The organism is Variovorax flavidus, assembly GCF_030317145.1.
GTDB classification, from domain to species: Bacteria; Pseudomonadota; Gammaproteobacteria; order Burkholderiales; family Burkholderiaceae_C; genus Variovorax; species Variovorax flavidus.
Window position 1 is genome coordinate 2,052,690 of the sequence record NZ_JASZYE010000001.1, and the last position, 23,666, is coordinate 2,076,355.

24 protein-coding genes are annotated in these 23,666 nt (G+C 66.5%); 10 read left to right on the top strand and 14 right to left on the bottom strand.

Going from position 1 to position 23,666, the window contains the following annotated elements:
• Positions 1-3: 3 nt before the first annotated feature.
• Both denD and QTH90_RS09925 read left to right on the top strand, forming a co-directional pair.
• A complete protein-coding gene (gene denD, locus QTH90_RS09920; RefSeq protein WP_286664285.1) occupies positions 4-1,020 on the top strand; it encodes a D-erythronate dehydrogenase in 1,017 nt (338 codons plus the stop codon).
• A complete protein-coding gene (locus QTH90_RS09925; protein WP_286664286.1) occupies positions 1,020-2,852 on the top strand; it encodes an IlvD/Edd family dehydratase in 1,833 nt (610 codons plus the stop codon). The genes denD and QTH90_RS09925 overlap by 1 nt, the downstream gene beginning before the upstream one ends.
• A 34-nt stretch (positions 2,853-2,886) precedes the next feature.
• Here the strand turns inward: QTH90_RS09925 and QTH90_RS09930 are convergent, their stop codons facing one another.
• The 7 genes from QTH90_RS09930 to xdhC all read right to left on the bottom strand — a co-directional run bounded on the left by QTH90_RS09930 (position 2,887) and on the right by xdhC (position 9,456).
• Positions 2,887-3,426, bottom strand: coding sequence for a DUF4136 domain-containing protein (locus QTH90_RS09930; RefSeq protein ID WP_286664287.1), 540 nt, complete (start codon positions 3,424-3,426; stop codon positions 2,887-2,889).
• Between the two features lie 63 nt (positions 3,427-3,489).
• Positions 3,490-4,692, bottom strand: coding sequence for a beta-ketoacyl-[acyl-carrier-protein] synthase family protein (locus tag QTH90_RS09935; protein WP_286664288.1), 1,203 nt, complete (start codon positions 4,690-4,692; stop codon positions 3,490-3,492).
• Positions 4,689-4,928, bottom strand: coding sequence for an acyl carrier protein (locus QTH90_RS09940; RefSeq protein ID WP_286664289.1), 240 nt, complete (start codon positions 4,926-4,928; stop codon positions 4,689-4,691). Before QTH90_RS09940 ends, QTH90_RS09935 begins: the two co-directional genes overlap by 4 nt.
• Positions 4,929-5,005: 77 nt before the next feature.
• The gene (locus QTH90_RS09945) at positions 5,006-5,767 is read right to left on the bottom strand and encodes a phosphatase PAP2 family protein (protein WP_286664290.1); all 762 of its coding nucleotides are present in this window, start codon (positions 5,765-5,767) and stop codon (positions 5,006-5,008) included.
• Positions 5,768-5,835: 68 nt separating this feature from the next.
• Positions 5,836-7,170 (bottom strand): glycerate kinase type-2 family protein, encoded by a 1,335-nt coding sequence (locus QTH90_RS09950; RefSeq protein ID WP_286664291.1) that lies wholly within the window; start codon positions 7,168-7,170, stop codon positions 5,836-5,838.
• 60 nt (positions 7,171-7,230) lie between these two features.
• On the bottom strand, positions 7,231-8,436 hold the full coding sequence (locus QTH90_RS09955) for a urate hydroxylase PuuD (RefSeq protein ID WP_286664292.1): 1,206 nt from the start codon (positions 8,434-8,436) through the stop codon (positions 7,231-7,233).
• Between the two features lie 207 nt (positions 8,437-8,643).
• Positions 8,644-9,456 (bottom strand): xanthine dehydrogenase accessory protein XdhC, encoded by an 813-nt coding sequence (xdhC, locus tag QTH90_RS09960; RefSeq protein WP_286664293.1) that lies wholly within the window; start codon positions 9,454-9,456, stop codon positions 8,644-8,646.
• Positions 9,457-9,509: 53 nt separating this feature from the next.
• Here xdhC and QTH90_RS09965 point away from each other — a divergent pair, with 53 nt between their 5' ends.
• A complete protein-coding gene (locus tag QTH90_RS09965; RefSeq protein ID WP_286664294.1) occupies positions 9,510-10,019 on the top strand; it encodes a hypothetical protein in 510 nt (169 codons plus the stop codon).
• Between the two features lie 2 nt (positions 10,020-10,021).
• Here the strand turns inward: QTH90_RS09965 and uraH are convergent, their stop codons facing one another.
• On the bottom strand, positions 10,022-10,384 hold the full coding sequence (gene uraH / locus QTH90_RS09970) for a hydroxyisourate hydrolase (protein ID WP_286664295.1): 363 nt from the start codon (positions 10,382-10,384) through the stop codon (positions 10,022-10,024).
• Positions 10,385-10,458: 74 nt separating this feature from the next.
• Here uraH and QTH90_RS09975 point away from each other — a divergent pair, with 74 nt between their 5' ends.
• The 5 genes from QTH90_RS09975 (at position 10,459) to QTH90_RS09995 (ending at position 16,501) form a co-directional block, all read left to right on the top strand.
• Positions 10,459-11,133, top strand: a complete 675-nt coding sequence (locus QTH90_RS09975; protein WP_286603767.1) for a GntR family transcriptional regulator — start codon at positions 10,459-10,461, stop codon at positions 11,131-11,133.
• Positions 11,134-11,139: 6 nt separating this feature from the next.
• Entirely contained in the window at positions 11,140-12,090 is a 951-nt protein-coding gene (gene puuE, locus QTH90_RS09980) for an allantoinase PuuE (RefSeq protein ID WP_286664296.1), read from the top strand.
• Position 12,091: 1 nt separating this feature from the next.
• Positions 12,092-13,864, top strand: a complete 1,773-nt coding sequence (gene uraD / locus QTH90_RS09985; RefSeq protein ID WP_286664297.1) for a 2-oxo-4-hydroxy-4-carboxy-5-ureidoimidazoline decarboxylase — start codon at positions 12,092-12,094, stop codon at positions 13,862-13,864.
• A gap of 5 nt (positions 13,865-13,869) precedes the next feature.
• On the top strand, positions 13,870-15,096 hold the full coding sequence (locus tag QTH90_RS09990; RefSeq protein WP_286664298.1) for a M20 family metallopeptidase: 1,227 nt from the start codon (positions 13,870-13,872) through the stop codon (positions 15,094-15,096).
• Positions 15,097-15,553: 457 nt separating this feature from the next.
• On the top strand, positions 15,554-16,501 hold the full coding sequence (locus tag QTH90_RS09995; protein ID WP_286664299.1) for a universal stress protein: 948 nt from the start codon (positions 15,554-15,556) through the stop codon (positions 16,499-16,501).
• 10 nt (positions 16,502-16,511) lie between these two features.
• Here QTH90_RS09995 and QTH90_RS10000 read toward each other — a convergent pair whose 3' ends face one another.
• The 4 genes from QTH90_RS10000 to QTH90_RS10015 all read right to left on the bottom strand — a co-directional run bounded on the left by QTH90_RS10000 (position 16,512) and on the right by QTH90_RS10015 (position 19,512).
• Positions 16,512-16,709 (bottom strand): hypothetical protein, encoded by a 198-nt coding sequence (locus QTH90_RS10000; RefSeq protein WP_286664300.1) that lies wholly within the window; start codon positions 16,707-16,709, stop codon positions 16,512-16,514.
• A 29-nt stretch (positions 16,710-16,738) separates the two neighbouring features.
• The gene (locus tag QTH90_RS10005; protein WP_286664301.1) at positions 16,739-16,987 is read right to left on the bottom strand and encodes a hypothetical protein; all 249 of its coding nucleotides are present in this window, start codon (positions 16,985-16,987) and stop codon (positions 16,739-16,741) included.
• Between the two features lie 80 nt (positions 16,988-17,067).
• Complete coding sequence (locus QTH90_RS10010; protein ID WP_286664302.1) at positions 17,068-17,376, bottom strand: hypothetical protein; 309 nt, start codon at positions 17,374-17,376, stop codon at positions 17,068-17,070.
• Between the two features lie 72 nt (positions 17,377-17,448).
• A complete protein-coding gene (locus QTH90_RS10015) occupies positions 17,449-19,512 on the bottom strand; it encodes an AsmA family protein (protein WP_286664303.1) in 2,064 nt (687 codons plus the stop codon).
• A gap of 201 nt (positions 19,513-19,713) precedes the next feature.
• On the opposite strand from QTH90_RS10015, the gene QTH90_RS10020 reads away from it, so the two are divergent.
• Together QTH90_RS10020 and QTH90_RS10025 are read left to right on the top strand one after the other, a co-directional pair.
• Entirely contained in the window at positions 19,714-19,959 is a 246-nt protein-coding gene (locus QTH90_RS10020) for an invasion associated locus B family protein (RefSeq protein WP_286664304.1), read from the top strand.
• A gap of 191 nt (positions 19,960-20,150) precedes the next feature.
• Entirely contained in the window at positions 20,151-21,635 is a 1,485-nt protein-coding gene (locus tag QTH90_RS10025) for a nucleobase:cation symporter-2 family protein (protein ID WP_286664305.1), read from the top strand.
• Between the two features lie 128 nt (positions 21,636-21,763).
• Here the strand turns inward: QTH90_RS10025 and QTH90_RS10030 are convergent, their stop codons facing one another.
• Complete coding sequence (locus QTH90_RS10030; protein WP_286664306.1) at positions 21,764-22,621, bottom strand: aldo/keto reductase; 858 nt, start codon at positions 22,619-22,621, stop codon at positions 21,764-21,766.
• A 65-nt stretch (positions 22,622-22,686) separates the two neighbouring features.
• Positions 22,687-23,622 (bottom strand): hypothetical protein, encoded by a 936-nt coding sequence (locus tag QTH90_RS10035; protein WP_286664307.1) that lies wholly within the window; start codon positions 23,620-23,622, stop codon positions 22,687-22,689.
• Positions 23,623-23,666 lie beyond the last annotated feature (44 nt).

A 23,666-nucleotide genomic window follows, 5' to 3' on the forward strand; every position in this document is an offset into this window, starting at 1 on the left:
TCCATGAAACTCATGATCACCGGGGGCGGCGGCTTCGTCGGCGCACGCCTCGCGCGCGCGCTGCTGAAGCGCGGCACGCTGGCCGGCGAGCGCATCGATCGCCTCGTCCTGACCGACATCGCGCCGCCGCCGGCAGACTTGCTCGCCGACGCCCGGGTCGAGGCGCGCACCGGGCCGCTGCTGGCGCAGACCGAGGCGCTGCGCGAAGAGCCCTTCGATGGCGTGTTCCACCTCGCGTCCGCCGTCTCCGGTGAATGCGAGCTCGACTTCGACCTGGGCCTGCGTTCGAATCTCGACAGCACGCGTGCGTTGCTCGATGCCATCCGGGCGCACGTCAACGCAGGCGGCAAGGTGCCGCGCGTGGTGTTCTCCAGCTCGGTGGCGGTGTTCGGGCCCGACCCCGCCGTGCCGCTGCCGAAGATCGTGGCCGACGACACGCTGCCCGCGCCGCAGACGTCCTACGGGACGCAGAAGCTGATCTGCGAACACCTCATAGCCGACTACACGCGCAAGGGCTATGTCGATGGCCGCGCAGCGCGCCTCATGACCGTGACCGTGCGCCCCGGCAGACCGAACGGCGCCGCGTCGTCCTTCTTCAGCGGCATCATCCGCGAGCCGCTGGCAGGGGTGGAATCGATCTGCCCCGTATCACCCGACGTGTCGCATCCGGTGTCGTCGCCGTCGCGCACGGTCGATGGATTGATCGCCGTCTACGAAGCCAGCCGCGACGCCTTCTGCGGTCGCACCGCGCTCAATCTCCCGGCCCTCAACGTGCGGGTGAGCGACATGCTCGATGCGCTCGAAAAGGTGGCGGGCCCGGCCGTTCGCGCCCGCGTACGCTTCGAGCGCGACGAGCGCATTGCAGGCATCGTGGCCAACTGGCCGAGCGGCGCATCCGCCGCTCGAGCCGCTCGGCTCGGTCTGCACCCCCATGAGAACTTCGCCGACATCGTCCAGCAATACATCGACGACTGTGCGGCTTTGCCCAACGCCAGCGAGACCCTGAAGGGAATGTCCTGATGAAACCCACGAGCAAGAAGACCAAGACCAAGGCCGGAAAAGCACCCAAGGGCGCGCTGACATTGCGCTCGCAAGCCTGGTTCGACAATCCGGCCAACGCCGACATGACGGCGCTCTACCTGGAGCGCACCATGAACTTCGGCCTCGGCTTCGACGAGTTGCAATCGGGCCGGCCGATCATCGGCATCGCGCAGACCGGCTCGGACATCGCGCCCTGCAACCGCCATCACCTGGTGCTGGCCGAGCGCACGCGCGAGGGCATTCGCGATGCGGGCGGCATCGCCTTCGAGTTTCCGATCCATCCCATCCAGGAGACCTGCAAGCGCCCCACCGCGGCACTTGACCGCAACCTGCAATACCTGTCGCTGGTCGAGGTGCTGTACGGCTATCCGATCGACGGCGTGGTCCTGACGACCGGCTGCGACAAGACCACGCCCGCCCAGCTCATGGCGGCGGCGACGGTGGACATTCCAGCGATTGCGCTCAACTCGGGGCCGATGCTCAACGGCTGGTACGAGGGCGAGCGCACAGGCTCGGGCACCATCGTCTGGCGCGCGCGCGAGTTGATGGCGGCGGGCAAGATCGGCTACCAGGAATTCCTGAAGCTCGTCGCCTCCTCCGCACCGTCCACGGGGCACTGCAACACGATGGGCACCGCATCGACGATGAACTCGCTGGCCGAGGCATTGGGCATGACGCTACCGGGCAGCGCTGCCATTCCGGCACCCTATCGCGACCGGCAGGAGATGGCCTACCTCACCGGCAAGCGGATCGTCGAGATGGTGCGCGAGAACCTGAAGCCTTCGGACATCCTCACCCGTGCCGCCTTCGAGAACGCGATCGTCGTGAACTCCGCGCTCGGCGGCTCGACCAACGCGCCGGTGCACCTGAACGCCATCGCGCGCCACATCGGCGTCGAGTTGACGACGGACGCCTGGGAAAAGCACGGCTACAAGATTCCGCTGATCGTCAATCTTCAGCCCGCGGGCGAGTACCTCGGCGAAGACTACTACCGTGCGGGCGGCGTGCCCGCAGTGGTCGCCGAGCTGATCGCGCAGGGCAAGATCAAGCCGGCCCTCACCGCCAACGGCAAGACGCTCATCGAGAACTGCGAAGGCCAGTTCACCAGCGACCGCAAGGTAATCTTTCCGTATGCCAAGCCGATGAAGAAGAACGCCGGCTTCCTCAACCTGAAGGGCAACCTGTTCGACTCCGCGATCATGAAGACCAGCGTCATCACGCCGGAATTCCATGCGCGCTACCTCGAGGACCCGAAGGACCCGATGGCCTTCGAAGGCACGGCCATCGTGTTCGACGGGCCCGAGGACTACCACCGCCGCATCGACGACCCGAAGATGAAGATCGACCCGAAGAGCGTGCTCTTCATGCGCGGCGTCGGGCCGGTCGGCTATCCGGGCGCAGCCGAGGTGGTCAACATGCGTGCGCCGTCGTATCTGATCAAGAAGGGCATCACCGCCCTGCCCTGCATCGGCGATGGCCGGCAGTCGGGCACCTCGGGTTCGCCGTCGATCCTCAATGCCTCGCCCGAAGCGGCGACCGGCGGCGGACTGGCGTTGGTGCAGACGGGCGACCGCGTGCGCATCGACCTGAAGAAGCGCACGGCGAACATGCTGGTGTCCGACGAGGAACTGGCGAAGCGCCGCGCCAAGCTGGAGGCGTCGGGCGGCTATCCGTACCCGGCGAGCCAGACGCCATGGCAGGAGATCCAGCGCGGCATCGTCGACGAGTTGTCCGGAGGGATGGTGCTGAAGCCTGCGGTGAAGTACCAGAAGATCCACGCGACCTTCGGGATTCCGCGGGACAACCACTAGCGCCAGGGCCGGCGCCGCCGGCCCGTGGGTCAGCTCATTTGGCCGGGGTGCTGCCCGGCGGGAAGCCGGCGAACATCTTGTCGAGCGCGGCTTGCAGCAATGCCGTCATCCTCGCGGGGTCGCTGTCCAGCGTTCCGCTCGCGGTGCCGCGCCAGATCGCCTGCTTGCGTGACCCGTCGAACATGTCGACCACCAGCGTGCCCACTTCAAACGTGTCGACCGTCGTTCTCGACGAGTTCGGCGCGGGCGGGCCGAAGCCGCCCCAGCCCAGGTAGCCGACGCTGGTGTAGGTGGTGTTGAAACTCTGCCGCTCGGAGGTGCTCACATGGGCGGCCACGTGCACGTCACCGTTGGGCACGAGCTTCCATCCCTTGGCTTGCAGGCGCGAATCGATTCCATCGACGATGCGCTGCTGCATGAGCGGCGACCCTGCGCCATCGGGCCTTGCCATCCAGCTGTAGGTGCGGAAGCGGGAGAAGTTGGCGGCGGGGTCGAAGTCGATGTTGACGGTCGGCGTACTTGCGCAGGCCGACAGGAGTACGGCAAATCCCAATGCAGCGAACCGTCCCATCATGTTGACTCCTGTGCTTGCGGGTCGGGCCAGTTTAGCCGCCCTGGAGCGTTTCGCGTGCCGTGATCAGGCGCGCCCGAAGAGCAGCACCGCGTTCGAGCCGCCGAAGGCGAATGAATTGCTGATCGCGGCTTCGAGCTGCGGTGCGTCGGCGCCAGCCTGGGGCACGAGGTTCAGGCTGCAGGCCGGGTCGACTTCGCCGCGATGGCCGTTGGGAGGCAACCGGCGTCGATGCAGCGACAGCACCGTCACCACGGCTTCGAGCGCACCGGCAGCGCCGAGCAGATGGCCGTGCAGCGCCTTGGTGGAACTGACGCTCAGACGATCGAGCGCATCGCCCCAGACTTCCGCCAGCGCATCGCGCTCGACCACGTCGCCGATGCGCGTGGCGGTGCCGTGAGCGTTGCAGTAGCCCACGTCCCGAGGCTGAAGGCCGGCCTGGCGCAAGGCCTGGCGCATGGCGCGTGCCTGGCCCCGCGCATCTGGCTTGGTCAGGTGCGTGGCGTCGCAGCTCTGGCCCCAGCCATCGAGCGTGGCGTAGATCCGCGCACCACGCCGGCGGGCGCGGTCGGCCGATTCGAGGATGAGAAAGGCAGCGCCCTCGCCGAGTGCGAAACCTTTGCGATCGGTCGCAAAGGGACGGATCGCGGTCGCCTCTTCGCCAGGCGCGAAGGTGGCGAGCGTCTGCATGGCCTGCCATGCAAGCAGCACGCCCGGCACGATGAGCGCCTCGCTGCCGCCTGCGATGGCGACGTCGACTTCGCCGCGCTGCACCGCCTTCGCGGCTTCGGCGATCGCGACGGCCGACGAGGCGCAGGCTACCGAGTAGGTGAGCACGGGTCCCTGCGCTCCCTGGCGCATCGCCACGTGCGAGGCCGGCGCGTTGGGCATGAAGGCAGGAATGGTCAGCGGCGGGACGCGTCCACCGCCGCGGTAGGCGGCATCGAGCGCCGCGGCGCCGCCCATGCCGCAACCGGCGTAGACGCCGATGCGCTCCGGGTCGACATCGCCGCGGATGCCGGCGTCGCGCATCGCGAGGTCGGCGGCGGCCACCGCGAGCTGGCTGACGCGGTCGACGCCCGCAAGCTGCAGCTTGGTGAACCAGCGTGATTCGTCGAAGGCCACCGTCGCTGCGGCGGCCGGCTTGGGCAACTCCGAAAAGACCGGCTTGAGCGCCGATTCGCCGCGCAGGAGGGCCTCGAACAGCGAACCGGGCTCGTCGCCGTGAGGCGCCATCACACCCAGTCCGGTGACGGCAATCCGGCTCACGTTGTCTGCGCCGCCCTGACCTTGTCGACCACGGCCGCCAACTGGGCGAGTGTGTCGATGTCCGGATCGTCGTCAGGCATCGTGATGGCGAAGCGGTCCTCGATCGCGAACACGAATTCGACCAGTGCCAGCGAGTCGAATCCCTTTTCGCGCATGGAGGCCTGGGGGTCGAGCGCCGATGCTTCGATGCCGTACTTCTCGTGGATCAGGTCCTGCAATTCCTTCAGCGAACTCATGGTGCGGATATCCGGTGTCATTCTGGCCATCGACCGATCCCCGTCGATGGCGATGTTGGTTTTGGCCTGCCAGCAGCTCAACCCCTCCTGGGTCGGCCGTCGAATCGGCCCGCGGGCAGTGACATTCCATGATATCCGCTCCGCTTCTGCGAACGCGACGCTCTTCCCGGCCGCCAGCGAAGGGACGGGATGGCAAAGGCGATGCCGAGTACAGCGCCGGCCAGCGCATCCAGCATCACGTGCTGCTTGACCGCAAGGGTCGAGTAGACGATGGCGGCGAACCACAGGCCATTGAGCAGGCGAAGCAGCATCGGTGCGCGGGCGCCGCGCAGGATGTGCTCCACCCAGATCGCCGTGAAGATCGCGACGGCCACGTGCATCGACGGACACGCATTGCCGGCCGCATCCACGCCCTGCAGGATCGCGAAGCCCGGAAAGTCGGTTGCCTCCGTCGGCATGGGCGGAATCTGGGTCGGCCACAAGTAGAAGAAGCCCAGCCCGGTCAGGCACAGCGCGCCCACCCACAAGCCATAGACAACCAGTTCCTTGAAAGTCAGCTGCAGCCCCGGCGCGACCCCGACGTACACCCAGAGGGAGAAGTACGCGATCAGCGCCTGCGGCTGGAACGGGACCAGCCGGTCGAGCGCGGTCAGCGGCATCACCGTCACCGGATGAACCGGCTCGCGCAGCAGATGGAAATAGCCGATGAAGAAGATCCACGTGAAAGCCGTGGTGCCAATCACCTTCAGCAACAGGTGTCGGCGAATCCGCAGACCGATCTCGGCGGTCCAACTCTGCGACGGGAACAGGCCGAGGTGCAGTTCGAGCGGTTGATTCATGAATTCGGTATTTTCGGTCTTTTCAGGCACCGAGCATGCCTGCTGCCCGCGCGAACCGCAAACCCGGACTACAGAATCAACAACGCGCGGAAGTCATTGACATTGGTGTGCGTCGGCCCGGTGACCAGCAGATCGCCGATGGCATCGAAGTAACCGTAGGCATCGTTGCGATCGAGGTGATCGGCCAGTTTGCGGCCGGCGGTCTCGGCGCGGCGCAGGGTGTCCGGCGTGACGAAGGCGCCGGCGTTGTCCTCCACACCGTCGATGCCGTCGGTGTCGGCGGCGAGGGCCCAGACGCGCTCTCGCGAAGCCAGCGCACCGGCCAGCCCGAGGCAGAACTCGCCTGCCCGACCGCCCCGGCCCTTGGCCTGGCCGGGCTGACGCGGCCGGATGGTGACGGTCGTCTCGCCGCCCGACAAGATCACGCAAGGCCTCGCGAACGGCGCGTCGCGCAAGGACACCGCGCGCGCCAGCGCACCGTGGACCTTGCCGACCTCCCGCGATTCGCCTTCCATTTCATCGCTGAGGATATGGGCCTCGATGCCGGCCGCGCGCGCCGCCTCGGCGGCAGCCTCGAGCGACTGCTGGGGTGTGGCGATCAGGTGCGTGGCATGTTCCTTGAACACCGGGTCGGAAGGCTTCGGCGTTTCGAGCGCACCGCTTTCGAGTTGCGCGCGCACGGGCGGCGGCACCTCGATGCGATAGCGATCGAGGATGGCAAGCGCGTCCGCGCAGGTGGTCGCGTCGGGCACCGTGGGACCGCTCGCGATCACGGCCGGATCGTCGCCAGGCACGTCGCTGATGGTCAGCGTGACGACCTGGGCCGGCGCACACGCAGCCGCCAACCGCCCGCCCTTGATGCGCGAAAGATGCTTGCGCACGCAGTTCATCTCGCCGATGTGGGCACCCGATTCGAGCAGTTGCTTGTTGATGCGCTGCTTGTCGGCCAGCGTCAGGCCCTCCGCCGGCAGGGTCAGCAGGGCCGAGCCGCCACCGGAGATCAGGCACAGCACGAGGTCATCGGCCGTGAGTCCCTGCGTGAGCGCGAGGATTCGTTCGGCAGCCTTCATGCCTGCTTCGTCAGGCACGGGATGCGCGGCCTCGACGATTTCGATGCGCTGCGCGAGACCTTCGGGCCGGGGCGGAATGTGCCCATAGCGTGTAACCACGAGCCCCGAGAGTTGGGCATCTGCGGGCCACAGAGCCTCCAGCGCCTGCGCCATCGACCCGCCGGCCTTGCCGGCGCCGAGGACCAGCGTGCGCCCCTTCGGCGGCTTGGGAAGGCACGGCCCCATGCTTGCCAAGGGCAGCGCGCGCTCGACGGCGACGCGGTAGATGTGTTCGAGGAACTCGCGCGGCGCGGTGCGCGGGTCCGGAGTTGGCTGCGGGTTCGATGAGGTCATGGTTCTGCCTGTCTCCGACGATTGTCTCCGTATCGAAAGCGCACAGCCCGTCCCGTCGCGCTACTTTGTCGCAGCGCCGCCTTCGAACCACTTGCCGAGCAATGCACGCTCGGCGTCCGTGATGCCGGTCGAGTTGTTCATCGGCATGATCTTTGTGACCACCGCCTGCTGATACACCGCCTGCGCGTGCGCCGCGACCTGCTCGGGCGTGTCGAGCCGCACATTCTTCATCTGCACCTGTGCGCCGTGGCACATATAGCAGCGCTGTTCCAGGACCTTCTGCACCTCGCCGAACGACACCTTCTGCGGCACCGCACCGGCGGCGGACGCCTCGACCGGCTCGGGCTTCATCCAGATGATGGACAGCCCCAGCACCGCAATGCCGAAAAGCGCGTACGGGGCGGGGTTGCCCGCATTGCCCAGCTTGAAGCGATGGCGCACCACGAAGAACTGCCGGATCCCCGCGCCGCCGAGCATGATGAGCAGCAGCACGATCCAGTTGTACTTGTGCGTGTAGGTGAAGCTGTAGTGGTTGCTCAGCATCGCGAACAGCACCGGCAGCGTGAAGTAGGTGTTGTGCACGCTGCGCTGCTTGCCGCGCTGTCCGTGGATCGGGTCGACCGGCCGCCCCTCGCGCAGTGCCGCCACGTTCTTGCGCTGGCCTGGAATGATCCAGAAGAAGACGTTGCCGCTCATGGTCGTCGCCATCATCGCGCCCACCAGCAGGAAGGCCGCGCGGCCGGCGAACCAGTGGCACGCGAGCCATGCCGCGAAGGCGATGAAGAGCGCGACCAGCACCCCCACGATGGTGTCGCCGTTCTTGCGCTGGCCGAAGACCTGGCAGATGCCGTCGTAGACCATCCAGAACACGACGAAGAAGGCCAGCGCCACGCCGATCGCGGCGCCGGGCTGCCAGTCCATCTTCGACTTGTCGATCAGGTAGGTGCTGGCGTTCCACAGGTACGACATCGTGAAGAGCGCGAAACCCGTGAGCCAGGTGGAATAGCTCTCCCAGTACGACCAGTGCAGGTGGTCCGGCAGCTTCTTGGGCGCCAGCGCGTACTTCTGCATGTTGTAGAAACCGCCGCCGTGCACCGCCCACTGCTCGCCGCCGACGCCTTTGTCCAGGGACTCCTGGTCCTGCGGCTTCTCGAGGCTGTTGTCCAGCATCACGAAGTAGAAGGAGGCGCCGATCCAGGCGATGGCGGTGATGACGTGGACCCAGCGCAGCAGCAGATTGGCCCAGTCGAGGTAGTAGCTTTCCATTGACTCTCAACCTTGTCGGCGCGTGGGGACGCCGCGGAGTTCCGGCCTGCTCACCACTGCGGGCGCTGTAAGCAGAGATAGTGCCGCGAACGCAGGCTTTGGAATGGGCCTCGCTCCGCTGCGGCTTGTGGACTGAAGTGTATACACTTTTGAAGGGTCTTTCTCGGGTTTTGCATCACTCGGCGTGCTGGAAAACCCTGATCGCCTTCACGCGGATGGAAGCGATTGCAACAACTGTGCCGCCACGGCCACCGCGATCACCTCCGGCTCCTTGCCGCCGATGCCGGGCACGCCGATCGGACAGGTCACGCGGTCCATCTCGGCGGCGGTGAAGCCGCGCGCCTCCAGGCGATGACGAAAGGTCGCCCACTTGGTCTTGCTGCCGATCAGGCCGATGTAGGGAAGATCGTCGCGCTCGCGCAGCCGCCTGAGGCAAGCGATCACGATGTCGAGATCCTCCGCGTGGCTGAAGCTCATGATCAGCACGCGCGAGCCGGGCGCGAGTTGCGCGACCGCCTGCTGCACGGGCTCGGAATACTCGGTTTCGATCTGCGCGGGCAGCGCATCGGGAAACACGCCGTCGCGGCTGTCGATCCAGCGCACGGTGAAGGGCAGCGTCGACAGCAGCCGCGCCAGCGCCGCGCCGACATGCCCCCCGCCGAACAGCGCGACCGGCTCCAGGTGCGCGAGAAGTTCGGTCTGCAGCACCCGGGCGTCCGATGCGGAGATCCGGCGATACGACAGGAACACGACGCCGCCGCAACACTGTCCGAGGCTGGGGCCCAGCGGATAGCGCCGAACGCCGTCGATGGCCGGGCCGCCCGTGAGCCAGGCGCGCGCTTCATCGGTCGCCTGGAATTCGAGCTGGCCGCCGCCGATCGTGGCCGTGAGGCCATCGGCCCACACCGCCATCCAGGTGCCGGCCTCGCGCGGTGCGGAGCCCTGTGTCGATTCGACGCGCACGAGCACGCCGTCCTCGTCCCGAAGACGCGAGAGCAGTTCGTCGACGACGCCGGTCATGTCCGAAACCTCCGGTTGCGCGAGCGAATCGCCGGCACGGTATAACCGCGCCGATGAATTTTCAGCCCACGTCGCGCCGCCTCGCACTGGCGGCCGCCCTTCTCTCGAGCCTGTGGCTCGCCGGTTGCGGCACCAGCCCTCGCTCGGTCACAGGAACCGTCCCCGGCCAACTCAGCAACGCAGCCCCCGATCCAAGCGACGGCAGCCGGCCCAAGCCCCGCGCGTCCGGCGCAGCAACCCCGCGCGACTATCGACGCGACGCCGCGCGCCACGTCTACGACATCAACAAGCAACGCGTCTACAGCGGCAAGCTGCCGCCGTTGCTCTATGCCGTCGGCACGTTGCAGGTCAACCTGGACACCAACGGCAAGGTGCTCTCGATGCATTGGATGCGCGCCCCGACGCACGCGCCCGAAGTGATTGCCGAGATCGAACGCACGGTGCTCAGCGCCGCGCCCTTCCCCGTCGCCACGCACTTGGGCAAGGTCACGTGGACCGACACCTGGCTGTGGGACGAAGGCGGTCATTTCCAGCTCGATACCTTGAGCGAAGGGCAACTCTAGGTTCAGGAGCCGCGGTAGGTGGAATAGCTCCACGGGCTGACCAGGAGCGGCACGTGGTAGTGCTGATCGGTGCGCGCCACGCCGAAATCCAGCGCCACGCGGTTCAGGAAATTCGGCTCGGGCAGCGTGACGCCGCGCGCCTTGAAATAGCCCGCCACATCGAACACCAGGCGATAGGTGCCCGCCTTCAGCGTGCTGTTGTCGTAGAGCGGCCCGTCGCTTCGGCCATCCGCGTTCAGCGTGAAGCGCCGCACCAGCGTGGCGCGCGCGTCCTCGTTCGTGCCGTCGGTGGTGAACAGTGCGACCTCCATGCCGGCCGCGGGGGTACCGTGCATGGTGTCCAGTACGTGGGTGCTCAGGCCCATGGATGTGCTCCTTCAGTGCATTCGGGAAATTCCGGTCGACAAAAGTGTATACAGTTCTGGGCTTTGGGTCTATCATGAAAAGCATGGACTCGACCACCACCCGCGCGATCGTCGACGCACTCACCAAGGCCATTGTGGAACACCGGCTTCAGCCCGGCAGCAAGCTGGCCGAGCAAAAGCTGGCGGACCACTTCGGCGTGTCGCGCACCCTGGTGCGGCAGGCCCTGTTCCAGCTTTCGCAGAACAAGCTCATCCGACTGGAGCCCGCGCGCGGCGCCTTCGTGGCGGCCCCCGCGGTTGACGAAGCGAAGCAGGTATTCGCGGTGCGCCGCATGCTGGAGGCCGAGATGACGCGCGCCTTCGTGCGCAGCGTGACGCCGGCCAAGATCAAGGCGCTGAAGGAACACGTCGCGCTGGAAAAGGCCGCGGTGTCGGGCGAAGACGTCTCGGGCCGCACCGAGTTGCTTGGCGACTTCCACGTGCGCATGGCCGAGCTGATGGGCAACACGGTGCTGGCGCAGATCCTCGGCGAGTTGATCTCGCGCTGCGCCCTCATCACGCTGATGTACCAGAGTGCCAGCGCCGCCGAGCATTCGAACGACGAGCACGCCGACATCGTGAAGGCGCTGGCCGCCAAGGACGAGGAGCGTGCCGTGCGCCTCATGACCGAGCACCTCGAGCACGTCGAGGCCAACCTCACCTTCGACCGCAAGGTTCCCACCCATGACATCAGCCTCGCACTGGCCTGAGCAACCATGAGCATCTACGACTCCACCCTGCCCTATCCGCGCGATCTCGTGGGTTACGGCCGCAATCCGCCGCATGCGCAATGGCCCGGCCGCGCACGCATCGCGGTGCAGTTCGTGCTGAACTACGAGGAAGGCGGAGAGAACTGCGTGCTGCACGGCGACCCAGGCTCGGAGCAGTTCCTCTCCGAGATGTTCAACCCCGCGAGCTTCCCCGACCGACACATCAGCATGGAGGGGATCTACGAATACGGTTCCCGCGCGGGTGTGTGGCGCATCCTGCGCGAGTTCGAGAAGCGCAGCCTCCCGCTCACGGTGTTCGGTGTCGGGATGGCGCTGGAGCGTTACCCAGAGCTGGCCGTCGCATTCAAGGAGTTGGGTCATGAGATCGCCTGCCACGGCTGGCGCTGGATTCACTACCAGGGCATCGACGAAGCCACCGAGCGCGAACACATGCGGCTGGGCATGGAAGCCATCGAGAAGCTGACCGGCGAGCGTGCCCTCGGCTGGTACACCGGCCGCGACAGCCCGCGCACGCGCCGCCTGGTGGCCGACTACGGCGGCTTCGAATACGACAGCGACTACTACGGCGACGACCTCCCCTTCTGGATGAAGGTGCAGAAGACCGACGGCGAGGTCGTGCCGCAACTGATCGTGCCCTACACGCTCGACTGCAACGACATGCGCTTCGCGCTGCCGCAAGGCTATTCGCACGCCGATCCCTTCTTCCAGTACATGAAGGACACCTTCGATGCGCTCTACGCCGAAGGCGACGAGGCGCCGAAGATGATGAGCATCGGCATGCACTGCCGCCTGCTGGGACGCCCGGGGCGCATCACGGCGCTTCAGCGCTTCCTCGATCACATCGCTGCACACGATCGCGTCTGGGTCTGCCGCCGGCTCGACATTGCCCGGCACTGGAAGGCGACACATCCCTACGCTGCCAAGAATGGAGACTGACATGGCCCTCACCATCGACCAACTCAATGCCGCGTCGGCCGACGAAGCCGTCGCGCTGCTCGACGGCGTGTACGAACACTCGCCATGGATCGCGGGCCGCGCCCTCGCGCAACGCCCCTTCCGCTCGTTGCCGCATTTGAAGCACGCGCTGGTGCAGGTGGTGACCGGAGCATCGACCGACGAGCAACTCGGCCTGATCCGCGCCCACCCGGAGCTGGCAGGCAAGGCGATGGTGAGCAAGAACCTCACGGCCGAATCGACCAACGAGCAGAGCAAGGCGGGGCTCACCGACTGCACGCCCGAAGAGTTCGCGAAGATCCAGCAGCTCAACGCCGACTACAACGCCAAGTTCGGCTTTCCGTTCATCCTCGCGGTGCGCGGTCCGCGCGGCACTGGGCTGGCCAAGCGCGAGATCATCGACACCTTCGAGCGCCGGCTGCACCATCACCCGGACTTCGAACTCGGCGAGGCGCTGCGCAACATCCATCGCATCGCGGAGATCCGCCTGGACGACAAGTTCGGCGCCGAGCCGACGCTCGGCAACCATGTCTGGGACTGGCAGGAGAAGCTGTCCGTGCACACCGACCCGGGCTATGCCGAGAAGGGCCAGCTCACCGTTACCTACCTCACCGACGCCCACCGCGCCTGCGCGCAGCAGATCGCGCAGGACATGCGGGAGGCCGGGTTCGACACCGTGCACATCGACGCAGTCGGCAACGTGGTCGGCCGCTATGAAGGCGCCACGCCCACCGCCAGGACCCTGCTGACCGGCTCGCACTACGACACCGTGCGCAACGGGGGCAAGTACGACGGACGCCTCGGCATCTTCGTGCCGATGGCCTGCGTGCGCGAGCTCAAGCGCCAGGACCGCCGCCTGCCCTTTGCCTTCGAAGTCGTGGGCTTCGCCGAGGAGGAAGGCCAGCGCTACAAAGCCACCTTCCTCGGATCGGGCGCACTGATCGGCCACTTCGACCCGACCTGGCTCGACCAGAAGGACGCCGACGGCATCACCATGCGCGAAGCGCGGCTGCACGCGGGCCTCAAGGACGAAGACATTCCGAAGGTGCAGCGCGATCCGTCGAAATATCTGGGCTTCGTCGAAGTGCACATCGAGCAGGGCCCGGTGCTGACCGAGCTGGACCTTCCGCTCGGCATCGTCACGTCCATCAACGGCAGCGTGCGCTACGTGGGCGAAGTGATCGGCATGGCGAGCCACGCCGGCACCACGCCGATGAACCGCCGCCGCGACGCCGCCGCAGCCATCGCCGAGCTGATCCTGTTCGCCGAGCAGCGCGCCGCGAAGGATGGCGATTCGGTCGCCACCGTCGGCATGCTCGAAGTGCCGAACGGCTCCATCAACGTCGTACCGGGCCGCTGCAAGTTCAGCCTGGACCTGCGCGCGCCGAACAACGCGCAGCGCGATGCGCTCGCAACCGACGTGGTCGACGCGCTCAAGGAAATCTGCGAACGCCGCGGTGTCCGCTACACGCTGGAGGAAACCATGCGCGCCGCAGCCGCGCCCAGCGCGCCCGACTGGCAGAAGCGCTGGGAGAAGGCCGTCGACACGCTCGGCGTGCCGCTCTTCCGCATGCCCAGCGGCGCCGGCCACGACGCGATGAAGCTGCACGAGGTCATGCCGCAGGCGATGCTCTTCGTGCGCGGCATCAATTCGGGCATCAGCCACAACCCGCTCGAATCGAGCACCAACGACGACATGCAACTGGCGGTGCAAGCCTTCCAACTGCTTCTCGACAACCTCGCCATCGAGCACTGACCACCATGACCGACTACAACCAACTCGACGCCTGGATCGACGCCCACTTCGACGAGGAAGTGCGCTTCCTGCAGGAAATGGTGCGCGTGCCCACCGACACGCCGCCCGGCAACAACGCGCCGCACGCCGAGCGCACGGCCGAACTGCTCCAGGCTTTCGGCTTCGAAGCCGAGAAGCACCCCGTGCCCGCGCAGGAGGTCAAGGACTACGGCCTCGAATCCATCACCAACCTGATCGTGCGCCGCAAGTACGGCAGCGGCGGCCGCACCGTGGCGCTCAACGCGCACGGCGATGTGGTGCCGCCCGGCGACGGCTGGGCGCACGACCCGTACGGTGGCGAGATCGACAACGGCAGCCTCTACGGCCGCGCTGCCGCAGTGAGCAAGAGCGACTTCGCCAGCTTCACCTTTGCGCTGCGCGCGCTCGAAGCAGTTGCCAAGCCTACCCAGGGCAGCGTCGAGCTGCATTTCACCTATGACGAGGAATTCGGCGGCATCCTCGGTCCGGGCTGGCTGCTCAAGCAGGGTTTGACCAGGCCCGACCTGATGATCGCCGCGGGGTTCAGCTACGAAGTGGTCACGGCGCACAACGGCTGCCTGCAGATGGAAGTCACCGTGAACGGGAAGATGGCGCACGCCGCCATACCGACCACCGGCATCGATGCGCTGCAAGGCGCGGTGCATATCCTCAATGCGCTCTATGCGCAGAACGTGCTGTACCAGCAGGTCACGTCCAAGGTGGAGGGCATCACGCACCCCTACCTCAACGTCGGGCGCATCGAAGGGGGCACCAACACCAACGTGGTCCCGGGCAAGGTCGTCTTCAAGCTCGACCGCCGCATGATCCCGGAGGAGAACCCGGTCGAGGTCGAGGCCAACATCCGCCAGGTCATCGCGGATGCCGCGGCGCAGATGCCAGGCATCACGGTCGAGATCAGGCGCATGCTGCTGGCCAACTCGATGAAGCCGCTGCCCGGCAACAAGCCACTGGTCGATGCGATCCAGAAGCACGGAGAGGCGATCTTCGGCGAACCGATCAAGGCCATGGGAACGCCGCTCTACACCGACGTGCGCCTCTATGGCGAGGCCGGCATTCCTGGCGTGATCTACGGCGCAGGGCCGCGCACGGTGCTGGAATCGCACGCCAAGCGCAATGACGAGCGCGTGGTACTGGAAGATCTGCGGCGCGCGACCAAGGTCATCGCCCGGACCCTCAGCGACCTGATCACCTGAGGTTTCGCCGCCCGGGACAAGGCTTCGCACCCCGGGCGTGCGCAGCATTCTGCATATCGGCAAGATGCCTGAGGCCATTGCTTGAAGGCACCGCCTTGCGTCAGTACACTCCCGCCGGTGTTCAACCTGTCCATCCTCCCTCCACTCGCTGCACAAGCAGTCCTGCCCCTGGTGGCAGACGGCGCGCGCACGCAGTTTTCAGTGGTGATGGCAGGCCTCCAGCCGACGCCAGCACATTCCTAAGCCCGGCGGTCCGCTCCCTTTCTCCTTCATCAGCGCAAACCATTCGACCGCCGGGCATCCGCCTCGCGCAGTAGCAGCCGTTGCCCACGCGTACGGGCAGGCTGCATTCGACTGGAGTGCGTTCAATGCATGCAACGATCCTCGGCGAGCTTGCGCTCACCGAACTTGACTACGCCCGGCCCGACAGGCTGATCGATCGACGGGGTGTCGAGCGATGAACATCCGATCCATCCTGGCTGTCACCGACTTTTCAAAGCAGGCCGACTGGGCGCTGGAACGCGCGGCGCAACTTGCCGTCGAGCACCGAGCCACGCTGAAGCTCATGTTCGCGCCCGCGAATGGGAACGCGCCACCCGCGGATGGCGCGAGCCGGCTCGCCCACACCGCCAGAGCGCTGAGCACTCGCCTGGCGATCACCGTCCGGACGGCGAACCAGACGGCCAACACCCTGCATCACGTCGCCGAAGAGGCGGCCTGCGCGGACCTTCTCGTGCTCGGCTACCAGCGCGAATCCGCACTCGCGACGTTCCTGCGGGGCCAGACGGCGGAGCGGCTGGCACGCCTGTGTCGCTGCCCGGTTCTGGTGACCAAGCTCGCGCCAAAAGGGCGATACGGCCGCATCCTGGTGGCCGTGGACTTCACTCCGGAGTCGAGGAACATGGTCAAGCTCGCGTGCGTCCTGGACGCGGATGCCGAAGTCGAGCTCTTCCATGCCATCAGCACGCTGAACGAAGCCAGGTTGCGCTGCGCGGAGGCCTCTGCACAAGCCGTCAAGGCCTACCGGCAGGAATGTCTGCGCTACGCGCGCCACCGCATCCTGGCATTGACCGATTCGTTCGATTCGCGACGCAACCGCGTGATGTCCAAGGTGAGCCACGGCGATCCCGCCCGGCAGGCCGCGATTCAGCAGGAGTACGTGGGTGCCGACCTGCTGGTGGTGGGCAAGCGGCGGCGCCTGCCGTTCATGACGTTCTTTCTGGGCAGCGTCTCGCAGCGGGTCCTGTACTGGGCGACGAGCGATGTGCTGATCGTGCCTCACGATGCCCAGGCTTCGACGCGGGTGGCCGCGATCCAGCGGATGGAGGCCGAGATGGGCGATGCCAAGGGGGCGTTTCGTCGGCTCAAGGGGAGGCCGACCCGAGCGGCACTCGCCCTGAAATGATCGCGGCGGCTCAGGCCGCGCGCTGGCCGCTCGGCATCAGGTAGCCGTTGCGATAGATGCCGATGACGAGCCCGCGGACCGCATCCGTGGGCCGCGCGGTCACATACTTGCCGGCTGCCGCCTGGTACACGACGATCGTGCAGGCTGCGCTCTTGCTGAGGGTGCGGGCGACACCGGTCGCTTGGCTGGCCGTTTGGTAGGTGTTCATGGTTGTCCCCTGGAAAGAAATGTCGTGCTTCAGGAACGGGCGACGGAGAGCAGCCCGTCGATCGCGAGCACCACGCCCTCTTGCGCGTCCCTGGTCGGCGTGCCCTCGGTGAGCAGCTTGCGGATGAGGCTCAGCGTGTTGAGCAACTCCGCCTCCATGTCCGTGAGCAGCGGAATCACTTCGAATTCCGGATACTTGCCGCGAGCGCCCATGGGCCGGCCGGGGCCCGACAGGTCGACGTCGTAGCCTTCATTGATCGCTTCGAGTTGAGTCTTCATATGCGTCGAAGAGTTTCCAGGGAATCGTGTTCGCGGCACTCTACCCAGCCGCTGCCGCACGCGGTGGGTAAGCGGGCAGCTCAATTCAAGCCCATCAGTTCGGACAGTCGCTTGCCCATCGCCTGGATCCGCTTCTGCTTGTCTTGCGAACGATGGTTGGCGACGAGTTCCAGAGCCTGCGCCACGGATTCGGCGCCCTCGTCGCCGTCCGAAGTGCGGTGCCGCCACTCGTTTGCCACTTCCGCCAGTTGGGCGCTGCTCAGCCGGGCGGGAGGGGCACTGGTCTCCCGCGATGCCGGCGCTTCCTCAACGGACTGCAGCGTGGATCGCAGGAGGCCCAGCAGGCCAGCCGGCGACCAGTGCGGCTTGGAAAAGTTCTGAGATTCCATGTAATACATTGTGCCTATCTGATTTCAAAGTAACAAGATATTTCATTCACTTTCTTCTTACTTTACTTTTCGTCAGGGCAAGGCTTGCCGGAGGCCCGAGAAAGGCCGCGGCAGCTTCGGACTGCGGCTCGCAGCCGAGGTCTGCGGCTTCGCGCCCGCGCCGGGCGCCTTGGCTGCCGAATCGCAGCCTCTGGACTCGCCCTCGCCTCCCAGCAAGGCGGGCGCCAGCAGCGACAGCCCGCCCGTCGCCGCGGCCACGCCGTAGTTCGCGGCCTGGCGCACGGTGCCCTTCGGGTCGATGCTCAGCTCGGGCTTCTCCAGCGGCCCCTTCACCAGCATGAGCTGGACCAGGCTGCCCGGGTTGAGGTCCAGTCCCTTCTTGACCCTCGGCCGGAACGCCAGCTCGATCGTCTGCTTTGCCAGATTCAGTTCACCGCTGGCCGTGACGGCAAGCTGCGAGGTCTCCATGGCGATCGACCGGTCGATCACGGCCACGCCGTTGCGCAAGGGCAGGCGCGCAACGGCGCACTGCACGACCAGATCCGGCCGGCCCCCCTGCTTCGGCACCAGCATTTCGAGCAGGCGGGCCACGATGTCGCGATCGAGCGCGGCCGCCTTGCCCGTCAACGAGACGTCGCGCATCGTCAGCTGCACGTCGCCGGTCGATGACGCGGCGAGGCTACGCGGCGTGCGCCCGGTCATGGCCAGCTTGAGGTCGAGATTCGCGCGGCCGCCCTTGAAGTGGCTGCCGCCGCCCCATTGCGCGTCGAGCGTTTCGACGGAGAGCGACCGGGCATTCATCAGCACATCGGTCCGAGGCGGCGCGTTCCTTGGCAGCGCGACGCTCAACCGGCCGCGCACCTCGCCCCCCGCGGCGGCGAAGGAGAGCGGCTCGATCGTCAACCGTTCGGCCTCCGACACCCAATGCAGGTTGAGCGCCGACAGCGTTGGCGTGCCCGGCATGTTGAAGCGCTCCACCTTCAGTGCGATCTGCATCGGGAATTGCGGCAGCGCATCGAACGGCAATGGCGTGTCGCCGAAAAATTGCGCCCGATGCGCCGATGCTGCGGCCGGCGGCCGGGTCGTGCCCTTGCCGGTGTGCCACCTGGCGAGATCGAAGGCAGCGGCCGACAGATCGGCATCCAGACGCGAAGACGGTCCGGCATGGAAACTGACTTGCCCGGTCAGGGTTTGTCCGCCCAGCGACAGTCGCATCGACTCGGCGCGCCATTCGTCCCCCGAACGCAGAAGGGTCGCGCTGGCCTCGACGGGCATCGGCAGGTTCGCAGCCGCGGCGGAGAACTCCGATAGCGCGGCCGCCGTGTCGAGGCGAGCCGAGAGGCTGGCCTCCAGGCGTCCCGCGCGCGGCCCGGTTCCCATGTTGCCTGCCGCCGAGACGCTGGCGCCATCCGTGGTGAATCGGAGGTCGAACGGCCATTCCCCCTTGCCCGCTTGCAGTTCGCCGACATGGCCGATCTCCCCTTCGGACTTCCATTGCCGGGACCCGAGCGTGAAGGTCGCGCTCAAACTCTCGCGCTCGCCCTGGGGCCGGATGTCGAGTGTGTCGACGGTGACCGTGTCGAGCACACCTTTCTTGCCATCACGATAGGTGATGCGTGCGTTGGACACGGAGATCCGCCCCACGGCTATCCCCTCTGCGCGCGTGCCGCCGGTCCGCTGGCGCGGGGCCAGATGCCAGTTGAACTGGCCGGCGCCGTCCGATTCGAGCAGCACATCCGCATCGTCCATGTCGACGCTCAGGATGCGAACCCTTCCATCGAGCAACTCTCGCAGCGACACCTCGAAGGCTGCCTGCCTGAGCCGGATCATGTCCGGTTGCGAACCCCACTCCACATTGCCGAGCACGATGTCGTTGGCCTTCACGGCGATGGTCGGGAGCAGATGGATGGACAGGTCGCCGTCGATCCGGAAGGCGCGACCCGTGGAGGCCGTCACCTGTTCCGAGAGCAAGACTGCCAGCCGCTCCGGCGGGTAGGCCCGCCGCAAGGCGACCAAGGCGCCCGCAACCAGCAGCACGACGACCGCCAGCACGATGCCTGCGATGCGCCACCCGCGGCGCCACACGCTGCTCACGGGGGTGGCGACTTCACCGGATGGGCCTGCGCGTGCCTTCATCGGGCCATTGTCGTCCCGGGTGCGACAGCGCGGGTCTGCTGGCAGTCAGCCAGTCCATGAAAAATTTCCGCCCATCGCGGGTGCGCTCGAAACCCTGTCATCCGCCCGCGACGTGCCGCGTTGCACAGCATGACCAGACCCGATTCCAGTTCGGGCTGGCCACTTCTTCGAGCCTTCTCCAACCTTCTCTTCGACCACTTCATGAAACGCACTCTTCTCGCTCTTGTCGCAGCCACCTTTGCATTCGCAGCCGGTTCGTCCTTTGCCCAGGCACCCGCCGATCCCGTGAGCCCCGCGCCTGTCGTGACCAAGTCCAAGGCCAAGGCAGCCAAGCCCGCCGCCAAGCACAGCAAGGCCCACAAGACCACCTCGCACAAGGTCGCCCACAAGTCGGGCAAGGTGCACGTGGCTCACAAGAAGAGCGCCAAGTCCACGCACGCCGCCTGATCCGGCCTCCAGGCACACCACGAAAAGCCCCTTCGGGGGCTTTTTTCATTGGGCGTGCGCCTCGGGTTTTCCGCTATACAGCGCGGGGCTTGATGTGTATACAGTTTGGCGTACAGAACGGTGGACGGTTGTCGCGACGCGCCATCGCCTTCATCATCTCTTTCGTTCACGCCGCCCCAGGAGATCACGCAATGACGGCTGCCTCGCCTTCCATCCACCCGGTCGACCAGCGCCTGCCCGCAGGCAAGCTCACGGCTCTCGGCCTGCAACACGTGCTGGTGATGTACGCCGGTGCAGTCGCGGTTCCGCTGATCGTCGGCCGCGCGCTCAAGCTCAGTCCGCAGGAGGTCGCGCTGCTGATCTCTGCCGACCTGTTCTGCTGCGGCGTTGCCACCCTGATCCAGGCACTCGGCGTCACGCAATGGTTCGGCATCAAGCTGCCGGTGATGATGGGCGTGACCTTCGCCTCCGTCGCGCCGATGGTCGCCATCGCCAATGCCAACCCGGGCCAGGCCGGTGCGCAACTGCTGTTCGGCGCGATCATCGGCGCCGGCATCATCTCGATATTGATTGCCCCGATGGTGTCGCGCATGCTGCGCTTCTTCCCGCCCGTGGTCACCGGCACGATCATCGCGGTGATCGGCATCAGCCTGATGCGCGTGGGCATCAACTGGATCTTCGGCAACCCGGTCGGCCCGACCGCACCTGCGCTGGTCGATCCGGTCTACGCGAAGTGGCTGGCCGACGCGACCTCGCCGGGCTCCTCGGTGCCGCCGCTGCCCAAGGGCCTCTCGATCGTGCCCTCGGTGCCCAACCCCAAGTATGCGGACCTGGGCGGCCTCGGCATCGCTGCGCTGGTGCTGGTGTCGATCCTGATGATCGTGAAATACGCCAAGGGCTTCATCGCCAACATCTCGGTGCTGCTGGGCATCGTGATCGGCGCGGTCGTCGCGACGCTGTTCGGCTTCATGACCTTCGAGAAGGTCGGCAACGCGGCGTGGTTCGACGTGGTGCTGCCCTTCCACTTCGGCATGCCGCAGTTCGACCCGATCCTGATCCTCACGATGTCGCTGATCATGATCGTGGTGATGATCGAGTCGACGGGCATGTTCCTCGCCCTGGGCGAAATGACCGACCGCAAGATCACGCAGCAGGATCTCGCCCGCGGCTTGCGCACCGATGGCCTGGGCACACTGATCGGCGGTGTGTTCAACACCTTCCCGTACACGAGCTTCTCGCAGAACGTGGGGCTGGTGGCGGTGACGGGCATCAAGAGCCGCTTCGTCTGCGTCGCCGGCGGCGTGATCCTGATCGTGCTCGGCCTGCTGCCGAAGATGGCGGCGCTGGTCGAATCGCTGCCCACGGTGGTGCTGGGCGGCGCGGGCCTGGTGATGTTCGGCATGGTGGCGGCCACGGGCATCCGGATCCTCTCCGGCGTGGACTTCAAGGGCAACCGCCACAACGCGATGATCGTCGCGGTGTCGATCGGCATCGGCATGATTCCGTTGATCGCCCCGAACTTCAAGCAGTGGATGCCGCATGCGATCCACTCGCTGGTGGAGTCGGGCATCCTGCTGGCGTCGATCTGCGCGGTGCTGCTCAACCTGTTCCTCAACGGTGCGAAGCACGACGAGACGGCGATCATCGCGGCGGCCAAGCAGGCCGAAGCGCATTGAGGGCTCGCCCCCAGGCTTCGCGCACTTCGTGTCGCTTCGCCTACCCCCTACCGGGGGCAACACCGGCGGCCCGGCGGAGCCGGTTCCGCGGTGTTTCACGAACAGGCTGGGCTTCGCCGGCCTTTGGGTTAGATCATTGCCAGGGGGGTCTTGCGGCGGGGCGGGGGATGGAGGCGGTCGATTTCTGCCAGGTCGGCGGCGCTGAGTTCCAGGTGGGCGGCTGCGAGGTTTTCGCGGAGGTGGGCTTCGCGCACTGCCTTTGGTATGGCGACGACGCCCGGTCGTGACAGCACCCATGCAAGTGCGACCTGCGCGGCCGTGACGCCGAGGCGCTGCGCGATTTTCAAGAGGCCGGCGTCCGTGGCGAGTGAGCCCTGATCTATGGGGCTGTAGGCCATCAGGGGCATTCCGCTTTCGCGGAGCCAGGGCAACAGGCTGAACTCGGGGCCGCGTTCGCCGACGGAGAAGTAGACCTGGTTTGCCGCGCAGCCCGCGACGTCGCCGGTAACGCTTGCGAGTTCTTCCATGTCGTCGGTGTCGAAGTTGCTGACGCCCCAGTGGCCGATGCGACGCTTTGCCACGAGCGCGCGCAGGGCGTCGCATGTCTCGGTCAACGGGTGCTCTCCGCGCCAGTGCAGGAGATAGAGATCGATGTGGTCGAGGCCGAGGCGCGCGAGGCTTCGTTCGCAGGCGGCGGGTGTTCCCTTGCGGCTGGCGTTGTGCGGGTAGACCTTGCTGACGATGAAGAGGTCTTCGCGCCGGACGTCGCCGGCACGAAGTGCATCGGCCACGGCCTGGCCGACGACTTCCTCGGCGCCGCCCTCGCCGTACATCTCGGCGGTGTCGATGAGGCGGTAGCCCATGTCGATGGCGGCGCGCACCGCGGCCACTTCGGCCTTGCGGTGCCCGGCGGCTTCACCCATGTGCCAGGTGCCGAGGCCCAGCGAAGGGATGGACGACCCGCCAGGAAGATCGAGTGAGCGCATCACGCATCCTTGTGCTGAAAAGCAGGCCGGACGGCCAGCAGGACAAGGATGCTAGCGCGCCCGGGTCAGCGGTAGCCGGTTTCGTTCGGGTTGTGGATGATCCAGATCAGGTTGCCGCCGGACACGTTGCCGAGGCTGCCGCCCGCGAAGATCAGGCGGCCCTGGCCCTTGTAGGTCATTTCGAGGCGATGGCGATCGCCGCCGAAATAGAACGGGATCCAGGCCTTGCCCGTCATGTATGCACCGCTGTCGGTCGGCTCGCCCGCGAGATCCACGACCTGCTTCCAGGACATGCCGATCTGCAGTTGCGTGAACTTCGAGTTCTTGGCCGGATTCCCGGTGATCTCGCCTTCGTAGTCGTTCATGCCCTTGACGGTGCGTCCGCTGCCGGATTCCACCTTGGTGGAGTCGATCACGTTGCCCTGGCTGTCCATGCCGGGCTTGGCACCGCCCTTGGCCGTTGCGGGTGCAGGCGCCGGGGCCGCTGCCGGTGCGGGCGCCGCGGCAGGTGCAGGCGCTGCGGCGACCACGGGAGCGCTCGCTTCGGCCACCGCCACGGCGCAGCGGTCGAGTTCGACGACGGACCGGTTGGTCTTCTGCGTGAACGTGTAGTTGCTGACCTTGGCCGTGACCTCGCCGCCCTTGAATCCGGCGGCGGAGGTCTTGCAGCGGAAATAGGTGTCGTCATCGGCCTGGACTTCGTACAGCCCTGCAGGAAGACCCTTCGTCGAGGACTTCGACAGGTTCAACGCGACGGTCTTCCCGACCAGCGCCTTCCTGGCCTTGGCGGTGCCTTCGCTCAGCGTCTGGGTGATTTCCCCGTACGTCATACCCGCCGGGATCTTGCGGGCGGCGTCGTTCGCCGCGGGGGCAGCCGGAGCGGGCGCGGGCGCAGCGGGCGCGGCGGACTCGGAAGGGGCACGCTGGGCGGCACAGCCGGCGAGCAGGACGGTCACCGCGGCCGCGATGGCGGCGCCGGTGAAAGAGATTCTCAAAGTCACGTTTGAAACTCCATGTTACAGAGCCTTCCATTATTGATGATGGA

What these genes read in the sequence shown, in the direction of transcription:
- uraD (WP_286664297.1), top strand. Translation starts at nt 12,092, where the DNA reads ATGGCCCTCACCATCGACCAACTCAATGCCGCGTCGGCCGACGAAGCC.
- QTH90_RS09925 (WP_286664286.1), top strand. Translation starts at nt 1,020, where the DNA reads ATGAAACCCACGAGCAAGAAGACCAAGACCAAGGCCGGAAAAGCACCC.
- QTH90_RS10015 (WP_286664303.1), bottom strand. Translation starts at nt 19,512, where the DNA reads ATGAAGGCACGCGCAGGCCCATCCGGTGAAGTCGCCACCCCCGTGAGC.
- QTH90_RS10010 (WP_286664302.1), bottom strand. Translation starts at nt 17,376, where the DNA reads ATGGAATCTCAGAACTTTTCCAAGCCGCACTGGTCGCCGGCTGGCCTG.
- QTH90_RS09930 (WP_286664287.1), bottom strand. Translation starts at nt 3,426, where the DNA reads ATGATGGGACGGTTCGCTGCATTGGGATTTGCCGTACTCCTGTCGGCC.
- QTH90_RS09945 (WP_286664290.1), bottom strand. Translation starts at nt 5,767, where the DNA reads ATGAATCAACCGCTCGAACTGCACCTCGGCCTGTTCCCGTCGCAGAGT.
- QTH90_RS09975 (WP_286603767.1), top strand. Translation starts at nt 10,459, where the DNA reads ATGAAAAGCATGGACTCGACCACCACCCGCGCGATCGTCGACGCACTC.
- uraH (WP_286664295.1), bottom strand. Translation starts at nt 10,384, where the DNA reads ATGGGCCTGAGCACCCACGTACTGGACACCATGCACGGTACCCCCGCG.
- QTH90_RS09940 (WP_286664289.1), bottom strand. Translation starts at nt 4,928, where the DNA reads ATGAGTTCGCTGAAGGAATTGCAGGACCTGATCCACGAGAAGTACGGC.
- QTH90_RS09950 (WP_286664291.1), bottom strand. Translation starts at nt 7,170, where the DNA reads ATGACCTCATCGAACCCGCAGCCAACTCCGGACCCGCGCACCGCGCCG.
- QTH90_RS10000 (WP_286664300.1), bottom strand. Translation starts at nt 16,709, where the DNA reads ATGAACACCTACCAAACGGCCAGCCAAGCGACCGGTGTCGCCCGCACC.
- QTH90_RS09955 (WP_286664292.1), bottom strand. Translation starts at nt 8,436, where the DNA reads ATGGAAAGCTACTACCTCGACTGGGCCAATCTGCTGCTGCGCTGGGTC.
- QTH90_RS09995 (WP_286664299.1), top strand. Translation starts at nt 15,554, where the DNA reads ATGAACATCCGATCCATCCTGGCTGTCACCGACTTTTCAAAGCAGGCC.
- QTH90_RS10020 (WP_286664304.1), top strand. Translation starts at nt 19,714, where the DNA reads ATGAAACGCACTCTTCTCGCTCTTGTCGCAGCCACCTTTGCATTCGCA.
- QTH90_RS10030 (WP_286664306.1), bottom strand. Translation starts at nt 22,621, where the DNA reads ATGCGCTCACTCGATCTTCCTGGCGGGTCGTCCATCCCTTCGCTGGGC.
- QTH90_RS10005 (WP_286664301.1), bottom strand. Translation starts at nt 16,987, where the DNA reads ATGAAGACTCAACTCGAAGCGATCAATGAAGGCTACGACGTCGACCTG.
- QTH90_RS09965 (WP_286664294.1), top strand. Translation starts at nt 9,510, where the DNA reads ATGAATTTTCAGCCCACGTCGCGCCGCCTCGCACTGGCGGCCGCCCTT.
- QTH90_RS09990 (WP_286664298.1), top strand. Translation starts at nt 13,870, where the DNA reads ATGACCGACTACAACCAACTCGACGCCTGGATCGACGCCCACTTCGAC.
- xdhC (WP_286664293.1), bottom strand. Translation starts at nt 9,456, where the DNA reads ATGACCGGCGTCGTCGACGAACTGCTCTCGCGTCTTCGGGACGAGGAC.
- QTH90_RS10025 (WP_286664305.1), top strand. Translation starts at nt 20,151, where the DNA reads ATGACGGCTGCCTCGCCTTCCATCCACCCGGTCGACCAGCGCCTGCCC.
- puuE (WP_286664296.1), top strand. Translation starts at nt 11,140, where the DNA reads ATGAGCATCTACGACTCCACCCTGCCCTATCCGCGCGATCTCGTGGGT.
- denD (WP_286664285.1), top strand. Translation starts at nt 4, where the DNA reads ATGAAACTCATGATCACCGGGGGCGGCGGCTTCGTCGGCGCACGCCTC.